This window comes from Nitrosomonas sp. (genome assembly GCF_040256045.1).
Lineage (GTDB): Bacteria > Pseudomonadota > Gammaproteobacteria > Burkholderiales > Nitrosomonadaceae > Nitrosomonas.
In genome coordinates this window covers 1-19365 of record NZ_JBDZWD010000008.1, presented here as the reverse complement: position 1 = coordinate 19365, position 19365 = coordinate 1, and the positions used below count along the sequence as shown (strand labels likewise).

The window sequence follows — 19365 nt, the reverse complement described above, 5'->3', positions numbered from 1 at the left end:
TGCTATATCCGCTGCTCACGTTTTTCGACAGCCTGTTAAAATAACTTGTTTGGCTGAAATTATAACCTGTTACCTTCCAAATTGCGCCTGACCGAAATCAAACTGTCCGGTTTCAAAACATTCGTCGATCCTGCGGTAGTGCCTGTGCCGGGGAATCTGGTCGGGATTGTCGGACCGAATGGTTGCGGCAAATCTAATGTCATCGATGCAGTACGCTGGGTGCTGGGGGAATCACGTGCCTCGGCACTGCGAGGAGAGTCACTGCAGGATGTGATTTTCAATGGATCCGCCATGCGCAAGCCGGTCGGCCGGGCTAGTGTCGAGCTGGTATTCGATAACAGCTCGGGCAAAGCGGCGGGCCAGTGGAAATCCTATGGCGAAATTGCCATCAGGCGTGTAATCCAGCGTGATGGAGAATCGTCCTATTACATCAATAATATTCATGTGCGCCGGCGGGATATCACCGACATGTTCCTGGGAACGGGTGTCAGCGGGCGTGGTTACGCCATCATCGAACAAGGGATGATTTCCCGCATTATCGAGGCCAGGCCACAGGAGCTGCGCACCTTTCTCGAAGAAGCAGCCGGCATTACCCGATATCACGAAAAGCGTCATGAAACCGGGCTGCGCCTGACTGATGCACGTGGCAATCTGCAACGTGTAGACGATATTCTCGAAGAGTTGGACAAACAGCAGCAGTATCTTGAAGCACAGGCGGAACGTGCAGCTCGTTATCAGGATTTGCACGGGCAGTTGACTGCCGCGCAGCATACACTCTGGACGTTGCACAAGCAGCAGGCCGCCGAATCACGGCGCCAGGCACAGGCAGAGGTTGAACGCCTGGTGCAGGAAATGGAAACCATCCGGTCCGGTATGCAGGAAATAGGCGAAAAGCTGGATGAGTTGCGCCTGTACCACCGGGTAGTGAATGATCGCCAGCATCAGATTCAGGGAGAGTTATATGCTGCCAATGGTGAAATTGCACGTATCGAACAAAGCATTCGGCATATTCGTGCAAACAGAGAACAGCTCGATCGTCAGATTACCGAGGCTGCGATGCAACTGCAGAACCACGAGCAGCAACTGAATGAGGTCAACGGAAACCTGACGTCCTGGCAGGATAAACTGGAGCAGGCAAAGAATTATCACTTGTCCTGCAAAGGGGAACACGCCGTGGAGGCCGGGAAGCTGCCGCAAATGGAATCGGTTGCGCAAGCGGATCAGGTGCAGTTGACCGGGTTGCGGGAAAAGCTGGCTCTGGCCAGACAGAATGAGAAATTGCAGCAAAACCAGCGGGCGTATGCTGAAAAAACGTTGCATCAGCTGATGGTGCGCCGCGAACGCTTGCTGGAAGAACAGTCGAGCCAGCCAGAGATCGACCCGGTGCAACTGGATGAATTGCAGATGGAATCTGCAGAGCTTGCAGTTATGCTGGAGCAGAAGCAGCATTCGCTTAGCATACTGGAAACGCAGATGCATACCGTACAGCATGAACGTGATGCGATCTTGCAAATCATTCAATCGCTTGAGCGAGATATGGCCCGGGCAAATGCCCGGTGTGATGTTCTGCAACGCTTGCAGGATCAGATCGAGGATAACCAGGAGTTGAATGCGTGGATGGCCAGACTTCAGTTGAATCTGTTGCCGAGGCTGTGGCAGCAGATTTCGATTGAATCAGGCTGGGAGACAGCGCTGGAAGCCGTGCTGCGCGAGCGTATCCAGGCAGTCACCGTAGACCGGTTGGAACAGACACTGGAATGGGAAGCACAGCGGCCATCGGCAAAATGGGCCGTGTGCGAACTCGTGCCGGATCGATCAGTAAGCAATGTCAATACTGCCAGGCCGGATCAACAAACATGGAAGCCACTCAGTACATTGCTGAGTTGCCGCAGCCCGGCGGCGCAGGCCGTGCTGGAAAACTGGCTGCACGGCGTATTCGTCACCGACAGCCTGGCAGCTGCGCTGGCTGAAAGATCGTTGCTCACCAGCGGAGAGATGCTGGTAACGGCAGAAGGGCACAGTGTGACTGGTTGTGGAGTAAGTTACTTTGCGCCTGATTCTGTAGTGCATGGTATCTTGCAGCGCCAGCGCGAAATTGCTCAGATCAGGGAAGAATGTGAACAAATCGGACAGTCTGTTTTATCCCGGCAGCAGGCGCTGGCTGCGGTGGAACGGGATGATCAGCGGATCGTGGCGGATATCGTGCAACTTCGCAAAGTGATCGAAGAAATCAGAACGCAGCAACACGATCGGCAGATACAAGTTGTGCGGTTGACACAGCAAATCGAGCGCGTGACGCAACAGCAGGCTCAACTTGAAATTGAACTGGCTGATCTGGTGGTGCAGATCGAAGAAGAATCGTCACAGAAACAGCAGGCGGAAACAGATCTCGTTGTGTGTGAGACAGAAAGAGTGGAGTTGGAAGCGCAGGTAAATCAGGCAGAATCCGCCTGCCAGTCATCCGGGCAGGCACTGGCATCACAGCGATTACTGATGCAACATTTATCGGAGAGGTTGCATAAAGCTGCTTTCGGCGAACAGGATTGTCAGAACAGAGTCATTGATTGTGAACGGCGTATCGGTATGATTACCCGGAACAGCGTCGTTCTGGCGGAGAATATGCAAAAATTGCAGCACGCTCGCGCCGATCTGGATGAATCGACACTGACAGCGGATACAGCACATTGGCAGATGCAGCATGATCAGCATGAACAGGCGCTGATGGCAGTTCGGCACGAGCTGGAAAATATGGACGATACATTGCGGGAAATGGAACAGACCCGGATGTATGCCGAACAACGGCTGCAAGAATGTGGTGAGGCGGTTGGTCAGGCGCGGCTCCGTGAACAGGAAGCGGAAATGACCGAAGCCCGGTTTGCAGACAAGTTGGCGGAATCAGGTGAAACTGTGCTGGAAATGGTGCCGAAGTTCATCAATGAATCGCCAGCAAAACTGCAAACACGCATCAACCGGCTTACCGGCGAGATCACTGCTCTCGGGCCGGTCAATCTGGCAGCATTACAGGAGTTGGAGGCATTGAGATCACGCCGGATTCATCTCGAAGAGCAATCTCATGATTTACGTGAAGCCATTACGACATTGGAGCAGGCTATTCATCGGATCGACCGCGAAACCCGGGAGCGTTTGCGAGAAACATTCGATCAGGTCAATCAGAATCTGGCCGGGTTGTTTGCTTCCATTTTTGGTGGAGGGGTTGCAGAGCTGGTGCTGAGCGGTGAGGATATTCTGGATGCCGGTGTGCAGTTGAATGCTCATCCGCCGGGTAAACGGAATAGTTCCATCCACTTGCTTTCCGGCGGGGAAAAAGCATTGACAGCATTGGCGCTGGTATTTTCCCTGTTTCGGTTGAATCCTGCACCGTTTTGCCTGTTGGATGAGGTAGATGCGCCATTGGATGACAGTAATTCAGTGCGTTTTTGTGAGCTTGTCAAACGTATGTCCGGGGAGACCCAGTTTCTTTTCATCAGCCACAACAAAATCACCATGCAGATGGCGCAGCAGTTGATCGGTGTAACTATGCGTGAGCAGGGAGTTTCCCGGGTGGTGACGGTGGATATCGATAAAATCATGGCCGCCGAGGATTTATCCGCAAACATCTGATATTCGTTGATGAACTACTTGAGTGTGTGTAGAACGATTATAATCGTGCCAAAGGGGGATAACAGTTTATGAGTGATTTGCAGATCAGTCTGGTTATTATCGGCGCAGTCATTATTGTCGGTGTCGTCATATTCAACAGGATTCAGCTGGCACGCTATCATCGCAAAGTTCAGAATATATTCAGGCACGAGCATGATGATGTTTTACTGAATGATGAACATAAGCCAGTGTTTGGCAGCGAGCGGATCGAACCACAATTTGGTGATGAAGCATCCTCTGCACCGGATACTGCTGCAGGTTCTGCCAATATCTCGGTTGATCGGCAAATCGCGGATGACCAGCCGATACCGAAAGAGCCCGGTATACAGAAGAAAATGATCGATATCGACAGCACGATCAATTACATTGCCGATATCCGCTCAAGCTTACCTATCCCACACGAGAAACTGATTGATCTGCTGCAGCAGAAATTTGATTATGGTAAGCCGGTACACTGGTTTGGTCTGCAAGAAGGGCAGTCATGGGAGGAAATCTCGCTCGATACTCTTAGCCCCAGGAATACTTATATCCAGCTGAAAGGATGTTTGCAGCTTGCAGATCGTTCCGGGCCGGTCACTGAAATCAATCTGTCGAGATTCCGTGACATGGTCGAGGATTTTTCCGCACAAGTTCAGGCGGAAATCGAATGTCCCGATATTTCGGAAGCTTATGCCAGGGCAGTTGATCTGGACAGATTCTGTGCTGATGTCGATGTGATTATGGGGATCAATATCATCAGTAAGGATGGAGGGGCTTTTGTCGGGACCAAGATTCGGGCACTGGCAGAAGCTTCCGGCTTCCGGCTGGAATCAGACGGTGTGTTCAAATATCGTGACAGTGAAACCAATGAGGTGATGTTTTCACTGGGTAACTTTGAGTCAGCTCCATTTTTACCTGCCAACATGCGAACACTGACTACCCGGGGTATTACTTTTCTGCTGGATGTTCCTCGAGTCGCGAACGGTGAAAGAGTATTTGACCAGATGGCGCATATTGCCAGGCTTTTTTCATCGACGCTGAACGGTATTCTGGTTGATGATAATAGAGTGCCATTGAGCGAGAATGGTGTGAAAAGAAGCCGGCAGCGATTGGCTGATATTCAATCTACAATGGCGGCGCGTAATATTGCTGCGGGTAGTAAGACAGCGCTGAGTTTGTTTGACTGACAGGTGTACCTGTAACTTGTCAGCCTCGTCAGCCGGAATCGAACCATGGATGAATCCGGGGCGAAACCCAAATTTCCGATCCAAGTTCAACTGGAAGCCAATAAACGGTATTACTGGTGTCGATGTGGATTCAGCCAGTCACAACCATTTTGTGACGGTGCTCACCGGGGTACCGGGATGAATCCTATGGTATTCGCTGTCAGGGAAACCGGCCCGGTCTGGCTCTGTGCCTGCAAGGAAACAAAAAATATTCCTTTTTGTGACTGCTTTCGCACTCCTGGCTGAATTGAAGAAAGTTGGATCTTTAGGAATTACTCTGGTTGGTTGGTGGTTCTACTGATTCTACTGATTCTTGGTAATAATCTCGTTCAGATATTGAAGTCTGATCAAACATTGCTTCAAATACCAGCAGTTTTTGGTTGGGTTTGCGCCGGTCGGCCACACGTTTGTTTCCTGAAGAATTATTTTTATCCTGTATTCTTCTATCATTCCGCGGGTTGTGTTCTACAAAAGGACGCAACTGGATACCGCAATGTTCGTTTATACGCTTCTGAGCTGAAGTTACGAAGCTCTCGGTTTTGTCTTTTATTCTGACATCTGTATCCAGTAAACGTATATTGACGACGACAGCATACTGGTTTTCTTCATCGTTTGATGATGGAGTTTTATTTTTGATTACATGTACCAGTGAATCCATGCTGGGTCTCAGTTCCTGTGAAAGCATACGGACCAGGTTTTCCGCTTCCTTTGGAGTGTAGCTGCCCAGGAAGAAACCATGACTCTGTGTCGGGGTAAGCCCCCAAAGCGTGTGAAACTGACGCAAGGCCGTAATAAAGTACCAGGGATGGAGAGACAAGTAGAAATATCCGGAAAAAAGTAGCAGGAAACCCATGAACATGGTGAGTTCATTTATTTTCAGATACAGGCCGGTGAGTCCGATCAGACCAAACAACAAATGTATCAAGACAATGGCAAATATGACATCGTTGACACGGTAGCCGGCGTTGAGAAGGATATGATGCAAATGATTATGATCTGGTTCAAATGGCGACTTGTGCTGCCAGATTCGGCGCAGCATGATACTGATGGTATCCATCAGAGGAACGGAAAACAGCCAGAGAGCAGTAACGGGTGTCATGGCCCGGTTACTGCCTTGAGAAAGATCTATCAGAAGCCAGGTAATCACGAATCCCAATAGCATACTGCCGTTATCACCAAGAAATACTCTTGCCCGGGGTTGCAGCCTATAGCGGAGATTGAAAAACAGAAATCCTATGGTGCCACCGATGAGGGCAATGATGATAATGAGACTGGGTTGATTGTCGCCTATCAGCGCTACTGAACCCAGCAGTATCAGGCTCATGAGTGTTACGGAACCGGATAATCCGTCTATTCCATCTATCATGTTCAGTGCATTGATACCCCCGATAGTGGCAAAGAGCGTGAAAGGTATGGCGAAAATTCCCAGCGACAGAGTTTCACCAGGGAAAATATTGCCAAGATCAGTCAATACAATCCCGCTTACCAGCGTCATGATCAGAACGGCGACAGTTTGTACGGCCAGGCGTGTTTTATAGTGGAGCTGGAGGATGTCATCAGCAAAACCCATAGTAAAAATAATGACAGAACTGATCCCCAGTCCCAGCCACTTCACTGACTGTTCCGGATAATAACCGATTAAGAAACAGAAGGCGACGAGCAGGGCAGCGAAGATTCCAGTTCCTCCTACGAATGGTGTGAGGTGCTTGTGCTGTTTGTGCTGTCCTGGATGATCCAGAATGCCGTAAGTATGTGCCAGAGAAATTGCTAGGCGGATGGTAAGACCCGCCAGTATTGTACTGATGGCGAATAGAGTAATTTGTTCTGAAAGCTCAGGTTTTACTGGTTTGTTTATATCTGTAGAAATACTGAAGAATGTAGAGGTGAGTTCATTCATCGCTTTTTACTCCGGTAATCGTACTGGTATACATACTGACCATATTTGTGGCGCGACAAGGTCTCAGGAATGCCATTGAATATCACACCCTTCAGATTTACGCCTGCTTGTACAAGTTTCTTTACACTCTGTTCGAGTTCTCGTAGCGGGTGAGTTCCGGCTTTGACTGCCATCAGGGTGACACTGGCCAGACGACCGATGATAGCGGCATCAGTGGCAGCCAGGATGGGTGGAGAATCGATAATGACCAGATCATATTGATTACTGACAGTCTTCAGCAATTGACTGAAGCGCTCATGCAGCAGTAATTCCGAGGGATTAGGTGGGACTTTGCCGGTCGGAATAAAATCGATAGCTGCTTGTGGAATTGATTTGATCGCATCACTCAGATCAATTGATCGGCTGATCAGTTCGGAGAGGCCGTTTTCTCTGTCCAAGCGCATGTGTTTATGAATATTACCTCGGCGTAAATCTCCATCTATCAGCAATACTTTTTTGCCGGCATCCGCCATTGTGATGGCCAGATTCGCTGAAACAAACGTTTTACCGATTCCTGGACTCGGTCCGGTAATCATGACAATATTGTTGTGTGCCTCCAGAAACGCAAAGTGCAGGGTAGTACGCAAACTGCGCAGACTCTCCATCGCAAGATCTTCTTTATTTTCCAGTGCTAGTAAAAGTGGAGAATGATTGCTCGATGTTGGTTCACTTTTCAGTTTCTTTTCGATTAATTTTTGATATTTGCTGTACTGGATCGTTGCATAAACCGGTATATTCAAAGATTTCTCGATTATGCTGGGATCTTTTATACCATAGCTGAGTGATTTGCGAATAAAAGTAATTACGATTCCTATCATTAACCCTGCTATCAATGCAGTGCCCATGATCAGAGTTTTTTTGGGTTTGACCGGCAGATCAGGTAGCATGGCGTAATCAATGATTCTTACGTTGCCTACCGTGCCTGCTTTGGCAACACGTATGGTCTGGGCATGGTTCAGCAGCGTAGTGTAGAGTTCAGCATTGACTTCCACATCTCGTGATAATCTCAGAATAATTTGTTGAGTTTCCGGTAACCCCCCGATTTTTCTATCAAAAGCATTGATTTGTGCCTGTAGTCTGCTGATCTGCTTGTCAATTGCAATGACATTAGGATGAGATTCCGTGAATTTCTGTCGTAATTCATCCCGTTTTTGCTGCAAGAGTGTAACCTGGGTATTCAGTTCGACTGTTCCTGTTAGTATGTTCTGAGTTTCAAGATCCAGATTGATCGAGCCCTTGCGGATTCTGTAATCGTTTAGGACACTGGTGGCTGTTTCCAATTGCTCCTTGAGTGCTGGTAATTGTTTCTCCAGGAATACAAGTGTTTTCTGGGATTCTGCCGATTTTTGCTCGACATTCTGCTGGAGATAGGTGTTGGCAATTTCATTGACAATGCGAACGGCTTCTTTTCGATCATCTGATTCGATGGCTAATTCAAGGATACCGGTACCCTTACCAATTTCTGTAATGGAAAGGGTTTCCTTCAATCGTCGAATTGCTTCACCTTTGGAACGACGTGTCAGGATGAACAAGGTATCGGGGCGTGATCGCAGATAGGTGACAAAAATTTTGACAGGCTGCAAATAACCTTTCGGTTGTTTGACGGCCAGCTTGCCCACTTCACCTTCGAGAAAAACCTCATCCTGATAGATAAGTTTGAACTGGCTTTCACTGGTTGCCCGTAAAATGATTTCTTCGTTCTTCCAGTTTTCGGGAACTTCGAGTGTATCTACCTGGATGGCCTCCCCTCCCCAGGCATAATGCGCCAATCCGAAGGGTGGAGTAGATAGTGTGTCGTCGCCATTAAGCCGTTGCAACCATCTTGCTGCTGCACTCCCTATGAGAGGGAAGAATTTGGGAGCGGCAACGATGTCGAGATGCAGATTCTTGATCGTTTTTCCCAAGATCATCCTGGATTTGATCAGCTCGATTTCGGCTTGTACAGGGGTTTTGGTCTCCAAGAAGTTTGATAGAGAATCCAGTTGTTCCACCATGGACTGGCCGTTTTCCTTGATCTGTAACAAGCTGTCTGCTTTATAGATTGGATGGCTCAGATATGATATGGCAGCACCGATAAGACAGGTGATGAATGTGATGACAAGAATCAGTTTCTTGTTATCGGCCAGTATATCCAGCAATTCACCCAAATCAATTTCGTCATTGACTTGGGGGGTTACAGGCTCCGTAAGGTTTCTTGATGAGTCGGATGGCATATCACAAGATAAATGAGTTACAGGATTGGAGGATGGTTTCTTATTGAAGCAATGATGCAGTTCTATGCCTCGGTCTTGTATGGCTTTGTGCTGTGAGGCTGACAGCGGTACAGTGATATAACAATGAAACGATACTGGTGCTAATGTCTCAGAAAGGGTTGAATTCTCAATGCACCATCAAATGCGTTCAACAGATTTATCGTTGGCTGAATCTGTCCGATGATCTGGTTCCAGCGTATTCCTTCGGCTCGGTCGACATAGATGACATCACGGGGTTGCAGCGGAAAACGGTCGGCCAGAAGCAGGGCATCAGGCGATTTTGCGTTCAGATGGTAGATCTCCGGTTTGCCTAGTCCTCCACGGAAAACAAAGATTCTGGCGGGATCGGAGGTTTCCTGATCGAAGCCACCGGCCTCGCTGAGCGCCTCAGTCAGCGTCATGCGCGCCTTATTCATTACCAGACTTCGTGACCGGCCGATAGCACCACCGGCGACGAAATGATTGGTTTCTCCCAGTACGAAAACTTTGTTCAGTGAGCTGTCTGGCACATTCAGTACATCACCATGCTGGAGCAGAACATTTTGGGTAACGTCTCCTCCTTCATAGAGGCTGAGCAGGTTGATACTGTAGGTTTTATCGTCTCGTGTCAGGATGATATTGCGTAAATCCGCATCAGAGTTTACGCCCCCAGCATTGTTGATGGCCTCCAGTACCGTTAGGGGAATATCCCTGACCAGCTGAACGCCGGGTTGAGTAACTTCGCCTACTACATAGACCCGCTGGCTGCGGTAGGCCGCTACCCGTACATCGAGTTGAACGAACTCAATGTATTTCGAAAGTCTCTTGGTCAGCTCTTCGCGAATATCTTCGACTGTTCGCCCGGCAGCCTGAACGATACCGACATAAGGGTAGAAAAATGTGCCGTCTTCACCGACTACATTTCCTGCAGCTTCGGCAGAGCGGAATTCTCCGGCAGGAATGGTGAGTTCGGGGTGATCCCAGACAGTGATATTGAGAATATCTCTCGGCCCCACCCGGTATTGAGTGTAGGGCTCATTTTTTATGGGAGTACCTTTGATAGTACTAGAACCGATACGATAATCGAAATAGTGATTGGCAACATTATCAGGGGCGAGGCTGAAATTTTTGTAATTTTTCTCGAGCTCGATGATCAGTTCAGCATTGATCGTCTGAATATTGAGCCTCTTCAGAATGGCTTCATCGTTTTCCCGGGAGGGCATTTCCACACTGGATTGACGTGTGAACGGGCTCATGTGCTGGCCCGGTATTATGGTACAGGCTGCAAGTTGGCATAATATCAGCGGGACAAGACAGGATTTGGTAAATACACTGATCATACTTGAAGAGGTTTGCTGGCCTTTGTGAAGGTGTACATTAACCTAGGAGTCAAAGTATTTAGGGGTCAGGTAAATATTTCAGGTAAATGTAAATAGCGAGCTTTCATAATTTTGCTGCCCACTGAGCTACGCTTTGTTCAATGAGCGCCAGTGATCGTATGAATTCTGATGAATCTTTCCGATACGGGTCGCTAATATCAATTTTTTCCCATTCTCCGAGACGGAATATTTTTCCTTTTGCACTGGGTGTACGTGCTTCTATCGCAGATTTTTGCCATGCTTCCATGACCAGTATGAGATCAGCCTTGTGAATCATATCATCGGTCAATTGTCGGGCACGGTGGGCGGAGATATCGAGCCCTTTTTCCACCATTAACCGGCAGGCTACAGGATCAGCTTCATGGTCTATCAATGCGCCTAAACCAGCAGAACTGACAAAACGACTCGTTTTACCCGCGGTGGTCAGCGTGTGTTTCAAAACTGCTTCCGCCATGGGGCTTCTGCATATATTACCCACGCAAACAATCAATATGTTGTTGAACAATCCAGATTTTCCATACCACGTTGAAATCCGAAAATTTTTCAGCTTTCTCTTTTATTGATACAGGGATTTACTTTTTGCGGGCTGACAGACTGTTAAAAAGCCACTATGATGGATTATTTGCGGTGTTACACGATGTTTGCTTCTCGTCCGTCCGCCAATTGTTTTGGTCGCTGTGCGCTTTGTTCGACTATCCTTGTTATGTTTTTAACGGCTTGCTGATGAGATGATCCGGATTGGATGATTAATTATATCAGCACGCACAGGGAGTACTTATACATCATTTATAGGGCAGTACGCTATTGTTATTTTTCTTGCCGCCTATCTGGTATATTTTAACTGCCATTCACGAATTTTCCCAAATATCAGGGAAAACCTGATTTCCTGGTTTTATCTTCTTTTGTGCAAATGAGACACAATGATAATCTTTTAGTGCTCTGGGGTGCTTCATGTAATAAAGAAATGAGATGTTGTGAAGTGCTATCGGGTAAATGCGAAGGTATCCATTCAACTGAAGTTTGAGGTTGCGCGTTTTGTATTTCGGGAATTTAGATCTGACCGTATCTGATTTCCTGCTATGTGCTGGAAGTCCAAGTATGACAGTAGCGTGGTGTCGAACCCCAAAACGAGTCATTACTGGTCCAATGAAGTTTATACACGTGATTTATTCGGGAGCGATGAATTGAAAGTACTTATTACCGGTTCAGCCGGTTTTATTGGGTCTACCCTGGTGCTGCGGTTGCTTGAACGAGGTGATACCGTCATCGGTATTGATAACCATAATGATTATTATGATCCCAAATTGAAGGAAGATCGCCTTATCCGATTTACTGATCATCCTGGTTACACCCATTTGCGTCTCGATCTGGCAGATCGTGAAGGTATCAAAGCCTGTTTTGAAACGCACAAACCGCAACGCGTGGTGAATCTGGCAGCGCAGGCCGGGGTGCGCTATTCCATCGAAAACCCGCTTGCTTATATTGACAGCAATATTGTCGGCTTTGCTCATATTCTTGAAGGTTGTCGCCATAATGATGTCGAGCATCTGGTGTATGCCAGCAGTTCCAGCGTCTATGGCGCCAACACGATGATGCCGTTCTCAGTACATCACAACGTTGATCATCCGCTAAGCCTTTATGCAGCCAGCAAAAAATCGAACGAGCTGATGGCCCATACCTACAGCCATTTGTATAATCTGCCGACTACTGGTCTGCGCTTTTTCACCGTTTATGGCCCGTGGGGGCGTCCGGATATGGCGCTGTTCAAATTTACCAGAGCGATACTGGCCGGAGAGAAAATTCCGGTTTTCAATTATGGTAAACATCGCAGAGATTTTACTTATATCGATGACATCGTTGAAGGAGTCATTCGTGTACTGGATCAGCCTGCCCGATCCAGCCCGGTCTGGAGTGGAGCAAGCCCGGATGCTGGCACCAGTATGGCTCCCTGGCGGGTATACAACATAGGTAATAATAGTCCGGTCGAGCTGATGGATTACATCGCTGCCCTGGAAAAAGCCCTCGGAAAAAAAGCCGAGATGGAAATGTTGCCTCTGCAACCCGGCGATGTGCCGGATACTTATGCCGATGTTTCCGATCTCGTCGAACAATTTGATTACAAACCAGCCACGCCGGTTGAGCAAGGGATAGCCAACTTTGTGGTGTGGTATCGCGATTACTTCAATCTGTAGGAGACAAAATGCAACTCCATGACATCAGGCTTGCCGTTGTCGGACTTGGCTATGTGGGCCTTCCACTGGCTGTTGAATTTGGCCGTAAGCGTCCTGTGGTCGGATTCGACATCAATCAGTATCGTATCGATGAACTCAAAAACGGAAACGATTTTACACTGGAAACTACCCGAGAGGAGCTGGCAGCAGCAAAGTGTCTGACATATACCACGAACGTTGATGATCTGCGCGCCTGCAACTGCTATATCGTTACTGTTCCCACACCAATTGATGAGTACAAACGCCCTGATCTCACTCCACTTATCAAAGCTTCTGAAACGGTTGGCAGGGTATTGAAAAAGGGTGATGTTGTCATTTACGAATCCACGGTCTACCCTGGATGTACCGAGGAAGATTGTGTGCCGGTATTGGAACGTGTATCCGGCCTTAAATTCAACCAGGATTTTTACTGTGGCTACAGTCCGGAACGGATCAATCCTGGTGACAAGGAGCACCGCGTCACTACTATCAGAAAAGTGACTTCCGGTTCCACTTCGGAAGTCGCTGATCTAGTAGATAGGCTGTATAACGAAATCATTACTGTCGGTACACATAAAGCGGAAAGCATTAAAGTGGCTGAAGCTGCCAAAGTGATTGAAAACACTCAACGTGACCTGAACATCGCGCTCATCAACGAACTGGCATTGATTTTCAACAAGATGGGAATTGATACCGAGGCCGTACTCAAGGCAGCAGGCAGCAAATGGAATTTCCTGCCGTTCCGCCCCGGTTTGGTGGGCGGCCACTGCATCGGGGTTGATCCGTACTACCTGACGCATAAGGCCCAGGCGATTGGTTACCATCCGGAAATCATTCTTGCTGGTCGGCGGCTGAATGACAGCATGGGAACTTACGTTGTTGCCCAACTGGTCAAGGCCATGACCAAGAAACGCATCCAGGTGGAAGGGGCTCGGGTACTGGTCATGGGCCTCGCTTTCAAGGAGAACTGCCCTGATCTGCGCAATACCCGCATCGTGGACATTGTTGCCGAACTCAAGGACTACAATTGTGCCGTAGATGTATACGACCCTTGGGTATCCCCCCAGGAAGCGCAGCACGAATACGGTATCACGCCGATCGAAGCGCCCAAACCCGGCAGCTATGATGCCATTATCCTGGCCGTGGCGCATCATCAGTTCAAAGACATGGGTGTTTCTGCCATTCGCGCACTGGGTAAACCTAATGCTGTTCTGTACGATCTCAAATATGTTCTTGACCCGCAGGAATCGGATCTGAGACTGTAGTACCGTACTTGGGATTCAAAAACTACGAAGATTTATAAATATTTGTCCCCAAAATTTCTTGATCACTAGAATTTTTATGTACTGCGTTGGCTGATATTTCCAGAAAAAATAACGATCTTCGCAGGGTATTAGGCAATCTGGTATCACTTGCAATAGTGCGAGGCCTGGATTATCTGGTGCCATTAATAACCCTGCCATATCTGGTGCGTGTGCTGGGCATAGAGGGTTTCGGGCTGGTCAACTATGCGTTGTCTTTTGCTTTGTATTTTTCTGCAGTGATGCAATATGGTTTCACGATAACGGCAGTTAGAAAAATTGCGCAAAATCGTGATAATTCTGAAGAGATCGCTGTTATCTACAGCGAAACTATTACTGCTACGATGTTACTTATCGTGGCAAGTGCGCTGATCTATTTTCCGATGGTGTTGTTTATAAGTGATTTTTATCAACATTTTTGGCTGTACATATTTTCGTTTGCTTTTATCTTTGCACAGGCTTTGTTTCCCCTCTGGTTTTTCCGAGGCATGGAGCGAATGCGACAGAGCGCTATTATTAGTATCACATCGAAACTGTTGATGTTGTCTGGTATGTTTATCCTTATTAAGGATGAGTCAGATTATTACCTGGTTCCGGCATTAAATGCAGCAGCGATGGCCGGGTGTGCAATTTTTTCTGCTTTCTGGATATTCAGTCAGTATAAAGTTTCGTACAAAATCCCTCCTCTAAAAAAGATAAAAGATGTGTACAGAGAAGGGCGGGATATTTTTATTTCTCAACTGGCGCCCAATTTGTATAACAATTCTGCTTTTTTTCTACTGGGAACGTTTGAAGGGCCAATAGCAGTAGGGTTTTTCAGTGCAGCGGCAAAAGTAATCGATGTATTCAATTCTGCCGGGATGATAATTTCGAATGCATTTTTCCCCTATTTGGCCAGAAATAGAAATGTAATTCCAAAGTTTCATAAGCTGATGCTGCTCATGGGTTTATTACTCATGATCCTTTGTTTTATTTTTTCTGATTTTATTACGACAATTTTGTTTGCTGATAAAAGTGCTGGCATTGCTTATTACATTAAGCTCATGAGCTGCGGGATTTTAGCTTATTTCATGACTTTATCGTTCCATCATAACGGATTGGTACTGGCTGGGAAAGACAGATATGTCCGATTGATTTCTGTATGGGTATCTGTTCTGTTTTTTTTAATAGGGCTGAGTATTGTTCCGGTTTTTGGAATTTATGGCGCAGTGGTCATGCTGGTGGGTGCACGAGTTGTGATGGCGGTATGGGGATTTCTTGCTTACAGAAAATGTGCTGAAAAAATCTTTTAGTGGAAGATCTATTGTGAAGAAGATCGGCATACATAATCGGTCAGGGAGCTTTAGTGACCGTTGGGTAGAGTATTGCCGGCAAAAAAATATTCCGTATAAAACAGTTGATTGTCATTCATCCGATATTATTAGGGAACTGGCTGACTGTTCGTTTTTGATGTGGAACTGGAGTCAGACTTATGCTGAAGACATGCTGATTGCACGAGGGTTGATAAAAGCTGTGGAATTGATGGGGATCCAGGTTTTTCCGAGTTTTGAGACTTGTTGGCATTTTGACGACAAGATAGCACAGAAATACTTGATGGAAGCTTTAGGGGTTCCTATGGTTAAGAGTTACGTTTTTCTTGGTCGAGATAAGGCGCTGGAGTGGGCCCGGAAAACGGAATATCCAAAAGTTTTCAAACTGAGGGGGGGGGCTGGAAGCAGTAATGTTTCTCTGGTGAATGATATAAACAAAGCAGAAAAGCTTATCAACAAGGCTTTTTCAACCGGGTTTCCACCGGTTTCGCGCTGGAATGCTTTGAGTGAGCGCTGGTGGCAGTTTAGGAGAGACAAGACTTTTGTTTCCTTTTTCAATATCTCCAGGGGAATCTTCCGTGCACTGATTAAAAATCCCACCCTTAAACGTTTACCGGTTCAAAGAAATTATGCCTATTTCCAGGATTTTGTTCCCGATAACGATTTTGATATTCGGGTGATTGTCATAGGAAAAAGGGCTTTTGGCATAAAAAGGATGGTGCGTGAAGGGGATTTCAGAGCATCCGGGAGTGGAAAAATTCTGTATGACCCGAAATTGATTCCCGAAGCTTGTATCAGGATGACATTTGATCTGGCAGAAAAAACCGGATCACAGTCTCTTGCCCTGGATTTTGTTTTTTCTGATGGCGTCCCGTTGGTTGTAGAGATGAGTTATGCATTCGCATCTTATGGTTATCTGCCATGTCCAGGTTACTGGAAGAGTGATATGACATGGGTGGAGGGAAGCTTTTATCCTCAAGATTTTATGGTGGATGATTTGATCACCTCTTCAGTGGAGAAAAACTGATGCATATTGCCATATACCTTCCATCTCTGCGCGGTGGTGGTGCCGAGCGAGCCATGGTCACGCTGGCCAATGGTTTTGCTGATCGAGGTTTGAAGATAGATCTTGTACTGGCGCAGGCAGAGGGCCCTTATCTTTCCGAAATATCACCCGGGGTGCGCGTGGTGGATTTGCAATCCAGCCGGGTGCTGACCAGCCTGCCCGGCCTGGTGCGTTATCTACGTCGGGAACGCCCTCGGGCTATGTTATCTGCGCTCAATCATGCCAATGTGATTGCTGTCGTGGCACGGATGCTGGCCAGAGTACCTGTCCGCTTGGTAGTGAGTGAACGTAACAATGTTTCGTTATCCGGAAGCTCTTCAAAAGATCTGCGCTCGCGTGTGGTGCTATACATGATGCGGTGGGCCTATCGTAAAGCGGATGGGGTGACAGCAGTATCCGGAGGCGTGGCGAATGATCTGGCAAAAACTATTAACCTCCCGCGTGACCGGATATCTGTGGTTTTCAACCCGGTGGTAACACCAGAATTGATCGAAAAATCCAGGATGCCGCTGGAACACCCGTGGCTGGGAGAGAGTAAACCACCTGTTATTCTAGGTGTGGGAAGGCTCACGCTGCAAAAAGATTTTTCTACCCTGATTCGTGCCTTCGCTCAGGTACGCGCCGTGTACGACTGCCGTCTTGTAATCCTGGGAGAAGGCGAGTTGCGTGCGGAGCTGGAACAGCTGGCAGCATCTCTCGGGGTGCAGGATAGTATCCAACTGCCGGGTTTTTCAGAAAATCCTTTTGCATGGATGAGTCGTGTACAGTTGTTTGTGCTGTCTTCCAGATGGGAGGGATTGCCAAATGTACTGATTCAGGCAATGGCTTGTGGTGCTGCTGTTGTGAGTACGGATTGCCCGAATGGGCCAGATGAAATTCTGGAGGGAGGTAAATGGGGGAAGCTGGTACCGATGGGAGATATGGAAGCATTGGCGAAGGCAATATCAGAAGATCTGCAAATATCTGATACAGCTAACAGTATAGAACGTGCATTGTTTTTTAATGTCGAGAATGCGATTAATGCATATTTTAGGCTATTGATACCAAGATAGCATTCGTTGATTTGTCGAAATCAGCCTCAATAATTTTCTGCTGTTGAATGATTGTTATAACGAGTGTCGCAGGTATTCTGATCTTTTTTGTTTCACTGGCATTGGCTGTTGTGTGTGCACAGAGAAAGGAATACCCGCCACTGGTATCTTGGTCGCTATTGGCAATAGGCATGGTATATGGGTTGGGATGGGTTGCTGTTGTACATGCTGCCATCTCCGGAACTGGTTTTCTTGGAGCAGGAAGAATAGCTTTTGATAAAGACTATTGGATATTTTATAACTTATCCGTTCTATTTTCTATTTTTGGCATATTTTTAGGGTGGAATATTTTAAGATCAGCAACTTCTTTTACTATCAGGATATCATCACGAATTTTTTTTCTTAGCTATAAAGAGTTGGCATTTATTGCATGGTCTATGCTTATTATCGCTTTTATATTGAGATATTTGTATGTCAGTGCTTTTGGAGGCTTTTTTTCTTATCTTGAATATTCCAGGGCTATCAGATCGGGAATATTTGAGATAGATAACCCGTGGAGTTTCTTGCAGCCTTTTGGCCACTTGGTTCTTTTTTCCTCCTATATTTTTTGGGCTGCCAGAAGAGATGGCAACAAAACATTTTTCAATTTTGTGGGATTCTGGCTGGCATTTCTATTTTCAGTTTATATATTGTATTCGTGGTCTGGCAGAGCTGGCTTCGTTATTTATTTATGTGTATTTCTACTGGCTTTTATTTATCTGAGGCATTTTCCAGCCAAGATGGTTGTGATTGGCGGAACGATCGGTAGCCTAGCTACTTTATATTTTCTATATATCATCAGCAATGTCTTTGAAATAAAGGGAGCTGATAACTTTTCATACTATGTGGTGAAAGAAATTTCTTTCCCTTTCGTGAGTTTTTTTTCTCAGCTAGAACGAGGAGATTATTTATATCGAGGTTTTACTGATTTACTGTATTCACCACTATATCTCCTTCCTTCTTCATGGACTACAGGTTTGATTGAAGGTGTTGAACAAATTAATACTTTGGTCATCTCAGGTGCAAAAAAAGGGGATTATGGTGTAACCGGAACGATTCCTGTTGATTTGATAACATTAGGGCTTATGCAGGCGCATGTTCTCGGGGTTTTTATAACAAGTGTGGTATTTGGGGGATTTATAAAGTTACTGCAGGTTTTTTTTGGTGCCATCAAATCTGATTCATTGCGTTGTATTTTTCTGGCTTACGCTGCCGTAAAAATTAGTTTTATTTCTATTTTTTATGCAAACCCATCTAATTTTGTTGCTTCTATTTTCCCAATTTTATTGTTAATACTGTCGATATTCTTTTATAAGATTTTAATGCTGGTATTGAGGCGAGTTGTTTGATGAGCTGTATCTTTCACGTTATCTCTGGTCTCAACGATGGCGGTGCCGAGGTTGTCCTGTACCGTTTATGTACCAGTGACAAAACTGTCAAACATTATGTCGTCTCGTTAATGGATGATGGAAAATATGGCTCATTGTTGCGTTCGGCTGGGGTGCAGGTGTCTTGTCTGAGCATGCCACGGGGCCGGGTTACGGCCAGTGGATTGTGGCAACTGTGGCAGCTGCTGCGTCAGGTTCGCCCGCAAGTGGTGCAAACGTGGATGTACCACGCTGACCTGATTGGTGGCGTTATTGCCCGTCTGGCTGGCGTAAAGCGTGTATTCTGGGGTATTCACCATACTATGCTGGATACGGAGAGATCGAAGCGCTCTACCATTTGGGTAGCCAGATTATGTGCCCGTATCAGTTCCGGGGTGCCCTCAACCATCATATGTTGCGCGCAAAAAGCCTTGGAAGTACATCGTGATCTAGGTTATGCGGCGGATAAATTGCAAGTAATTTCCAACGGCTATGATTTGGTTCGCTTTTGTATAGATGGAGAGGCGCGTGTACGGCTGCGTGCGGACTGGAGTGTGGGGGATCGCTGGCTAATCGGTATGGTAGGACGGTTTGATCCACTCAAGGATCACGAGAATTTGCTGAATGCAT

The 19365-nt window shown here is 46.9% G+C and carries 14 protein-coding genes; 10 read left to right on the top strand and 4 right to left on the bottom strand.

Going from position 1 to position 19365, the window contains the following annotated elements; translation table 11 throughout:
* Window positions 1–81: 81 nt before the first annotated feature.
* The 3 genes from smc (at window position 82) to ABUL11_RS02785 (ending at window position 5111) form a co-directional block, all read left to right on the top strand.
* Window positions 82–3621 carry a chromosome segregation protein SMC gene (smc, locus tag ABUL11_RS02795; protein ID WP_350282340.1) on the top strand — a complete coding sequence of 1180 codons (3540 nt, stop codon included), beginning with the start codon at window positions 82–84 and terminating at the stop codon, window positions 3619–3621.
* Between the two features lie 68 nt (window positions 3622–3689).
* Window positions 3690–4826: a cell division protein ZipA gene (locus ABUL11_RS02790; RefSeq protein WP_350282339.1), complete on the top strand. Its 1137-nt coding sequence runs from the start codon at window positions 3690–3692 to the stop codon at window positions 4824–4826.
* A 45-nt stretch (window positions 4827–4871) separates the two neighbouring features.
* On the top strand, window positions 4872–5111 hold the full coding sequence (locus ABUL11_RS02785; protein WP_350282338.1) for a CDGSH iron-sulfur domain-containing protein: 240 nt from the start codon (window positions 4872–4874) through the stop codon (window positions 5109–5111).
* Window positions 5112–5130: 19 nt separating this feature from the next.
* On the opposite strand, the gene ABUL11_RS02780 is transcribed toward ABUL11_RS02785, so the two are convergent.
* From ABUL11_RS02780 to ABUL11_RS02765, 4 genes are all read right to left on the bottom strand, one after another.
* Window positions 5131–6762 carry an MraY family glycosyltransferase gene (locus ABUL11_RS02780; protein WP_350282337.1) on the bottom strand — a complete coding sequence of 544 codons (1632 nt, stop codon included), beginning with the start codon at window positions 6760–6762 and terminating at the stop codon, window positions 5131–5133.
* Window positions 6759–9014, bottom strand: a complete 2256-nt coding sequence (locus ABUL11_RS02775; protein WP_350282336.1) for a polysaccharide biosynthesis tyrosine autokinase — start codon at window positions 9012–9014, stop codon at window positions 6759–6761. Before ABUL11_RS02775 ends, ABUL11_RS02780 begins: the two co-directional genes overlap by 4 nt.
* Window positions 9015–9154: 140 nt before the next feature.
* On the bottom strand, window positions 9155–10372 hold the full coding sequence (locus ABUL11_RS02770; RefSeq protein ID WP_350282335.1) for a polysaccharide export protein: 1218 nt from the start codon (window positions 10370–10372) through the stop codon (window positions 9155–9157).
* 103 nt (window positions 10373–10475) lie between these two features.
* Window positions 10476–10901, bottom strand: coding sequence for a low molecular weight protein-tyrosine-phosphatase (locus tag ABUL11_RS02765; protein ID WP_350282377.1), 426 nt, complete (start codon window positions 10899–10901; stop codon window positions 10476–10478).
* A gap of 694 nt (window positions 10902–11595) precedes the next feature.
* Here ABUL11_RS02765 and ABUL11_RS02760 point away from each other — a divergent pair.
* From ABUL11_RS02760 to ABUL11_RS02730, 7 genes are all read left to right on the top strand, one after another.
* Window positions 11596–12603: an NAD-dependent epimerase gene (locus tag ABUL11_RS02760; protein ID WP_350282376.1), complete on the top strand. Its 1008-nt coding sequence runs from the start codon at window positions 11596–11598 to the stop codon at window positions 12601–12603.
* Window positions 12604–12611: 8 nt separating this feature from the next.
* Window positions 12612–13886, top strand: a complete 1275-nt coding sequence (gene tviB, locus ABUL11_RS02755; protein WP_350282334.1) for a Vi polysaccharide biosynthesis UDP-N-acetylglucosamine C-6 dehydrogenase TviB — start codon at window positions 12612–12614, stop codon at window positions 13884–13886.
* Between the two features lie 86 nt (window positions 13887–13972).
* Entirely contained in the window at window positions 13973–15214 is a 1242-nt protein-coding gene (locus ABUL11_RS02750; protein ID WP_350282333.1) for an oligosaccharide flippase family protein, read from the top strand.
* Window positions 15180–16259 (top strand): ATP-grasp domain-containing protein, encoded by a 1080-nt coding sequence (locus ABUL11_RS02745; protein WP_350282332.1) that lies wholly within the window; start codon window positions 15180–15182, stop codon window positions 16257–16259. The genes ABUL11_RS02750 and ABUL11_RS02745 overlap by 35 nt, the downstream gene beginning before the upstream one ends.
* Window positions 16259–17350: a glycosyltransferase gene (locus tag ABUL11_RS02740; RefSeq protein WP_350282331.1), complete on the top strand. Its 1092-nt coding sequence runs from the start codon at window positions 16259–16261 to the stop codon at window positions 17348–17350. The genes ABUL11_RS02745 and ABUL11_RS02740 overlap by 1 nt, the downstream gene beginning before the upstream one ends.
* Window positions 17351–17397: 47 nt before the next feature.
* Window positions 17398–18717: a hypothetical protein gene (locus ABUL11_RS02735; protein ID WP_350282330.1), complete on the top strand. Its 1320-nt coding sequence runs from the start codon at window positions 17398–17400 to the stop codon at window positions 18715–18717.
* The coding region (locus ABUL11_RS02730) for a glycosyltransferase (RefSeq protein WP_350282329.1) at window positions 18717–19365 on the top strand (649 nt) is incomplete at its 3' end. The genes ABUL11_RS02735 and ABUL11_RS02730, both read left to right, overlap by 1 nt.

Bases quoted from the DNA above. Each gene is read 5' to 3' on its own strand.
- ABUL11_RS02790 (WP_350282339.1), top strand. From the start codon at position 3,690: ATGAGTGATTTGCAGATCAGTCTGGTTATTATCGGCGCAGTCATTATT.
- ABUL11_RS02785 (WP_350282338.1), top strand. From the start codon at position 4,872: ATGGATGAATCCGGGGCGAAACCCAAATTTCCGATCCAAGTTCAACTG.
- ABUL11_RS02780 (WP_350282337.1), bottom strand. From the start codon at position 6,762: ATGAATGAACTCACCTCTACATTCTTCAGTATTTCTACAGATATAAAC.
- ABUL11_RS02775 (WP_350282336.1), bottom strand. From the start codon at position 9,014: ATGCCATCCGACTCATCAAGAAACCTTACGGAGCCTGTAACCCCCCAA.
- ABUL11_RS02770 (WP_350282335.1), bottom strand. From the start codon at position 10,372: ATGATCAGTGTATTTACCAAATCCTGTCTTGTCCCGCTGATATTATGC.
- tviB (WP_350282334.1), top strand. From the start codon at position 12,612: ATGCAACTCCATGACATCAGGCTTGCCGTTGTCGGACTTGGCTATGTG.
- ABUL11_RS02740 (WP_350282331.1), top strand. From the start codon at position 16,259: ATGCATATTGCCATATACCTTCCATCTCTGCGCGGTGGTGGTGCCGAG.
- ABUL11_RS02735 (WP_350282330.1), top strand. From the start codon at position 17,398: ATGATTGTTATAACGAGTGTCGCAGGTATTCTGATCTTTTTTGTTTCA.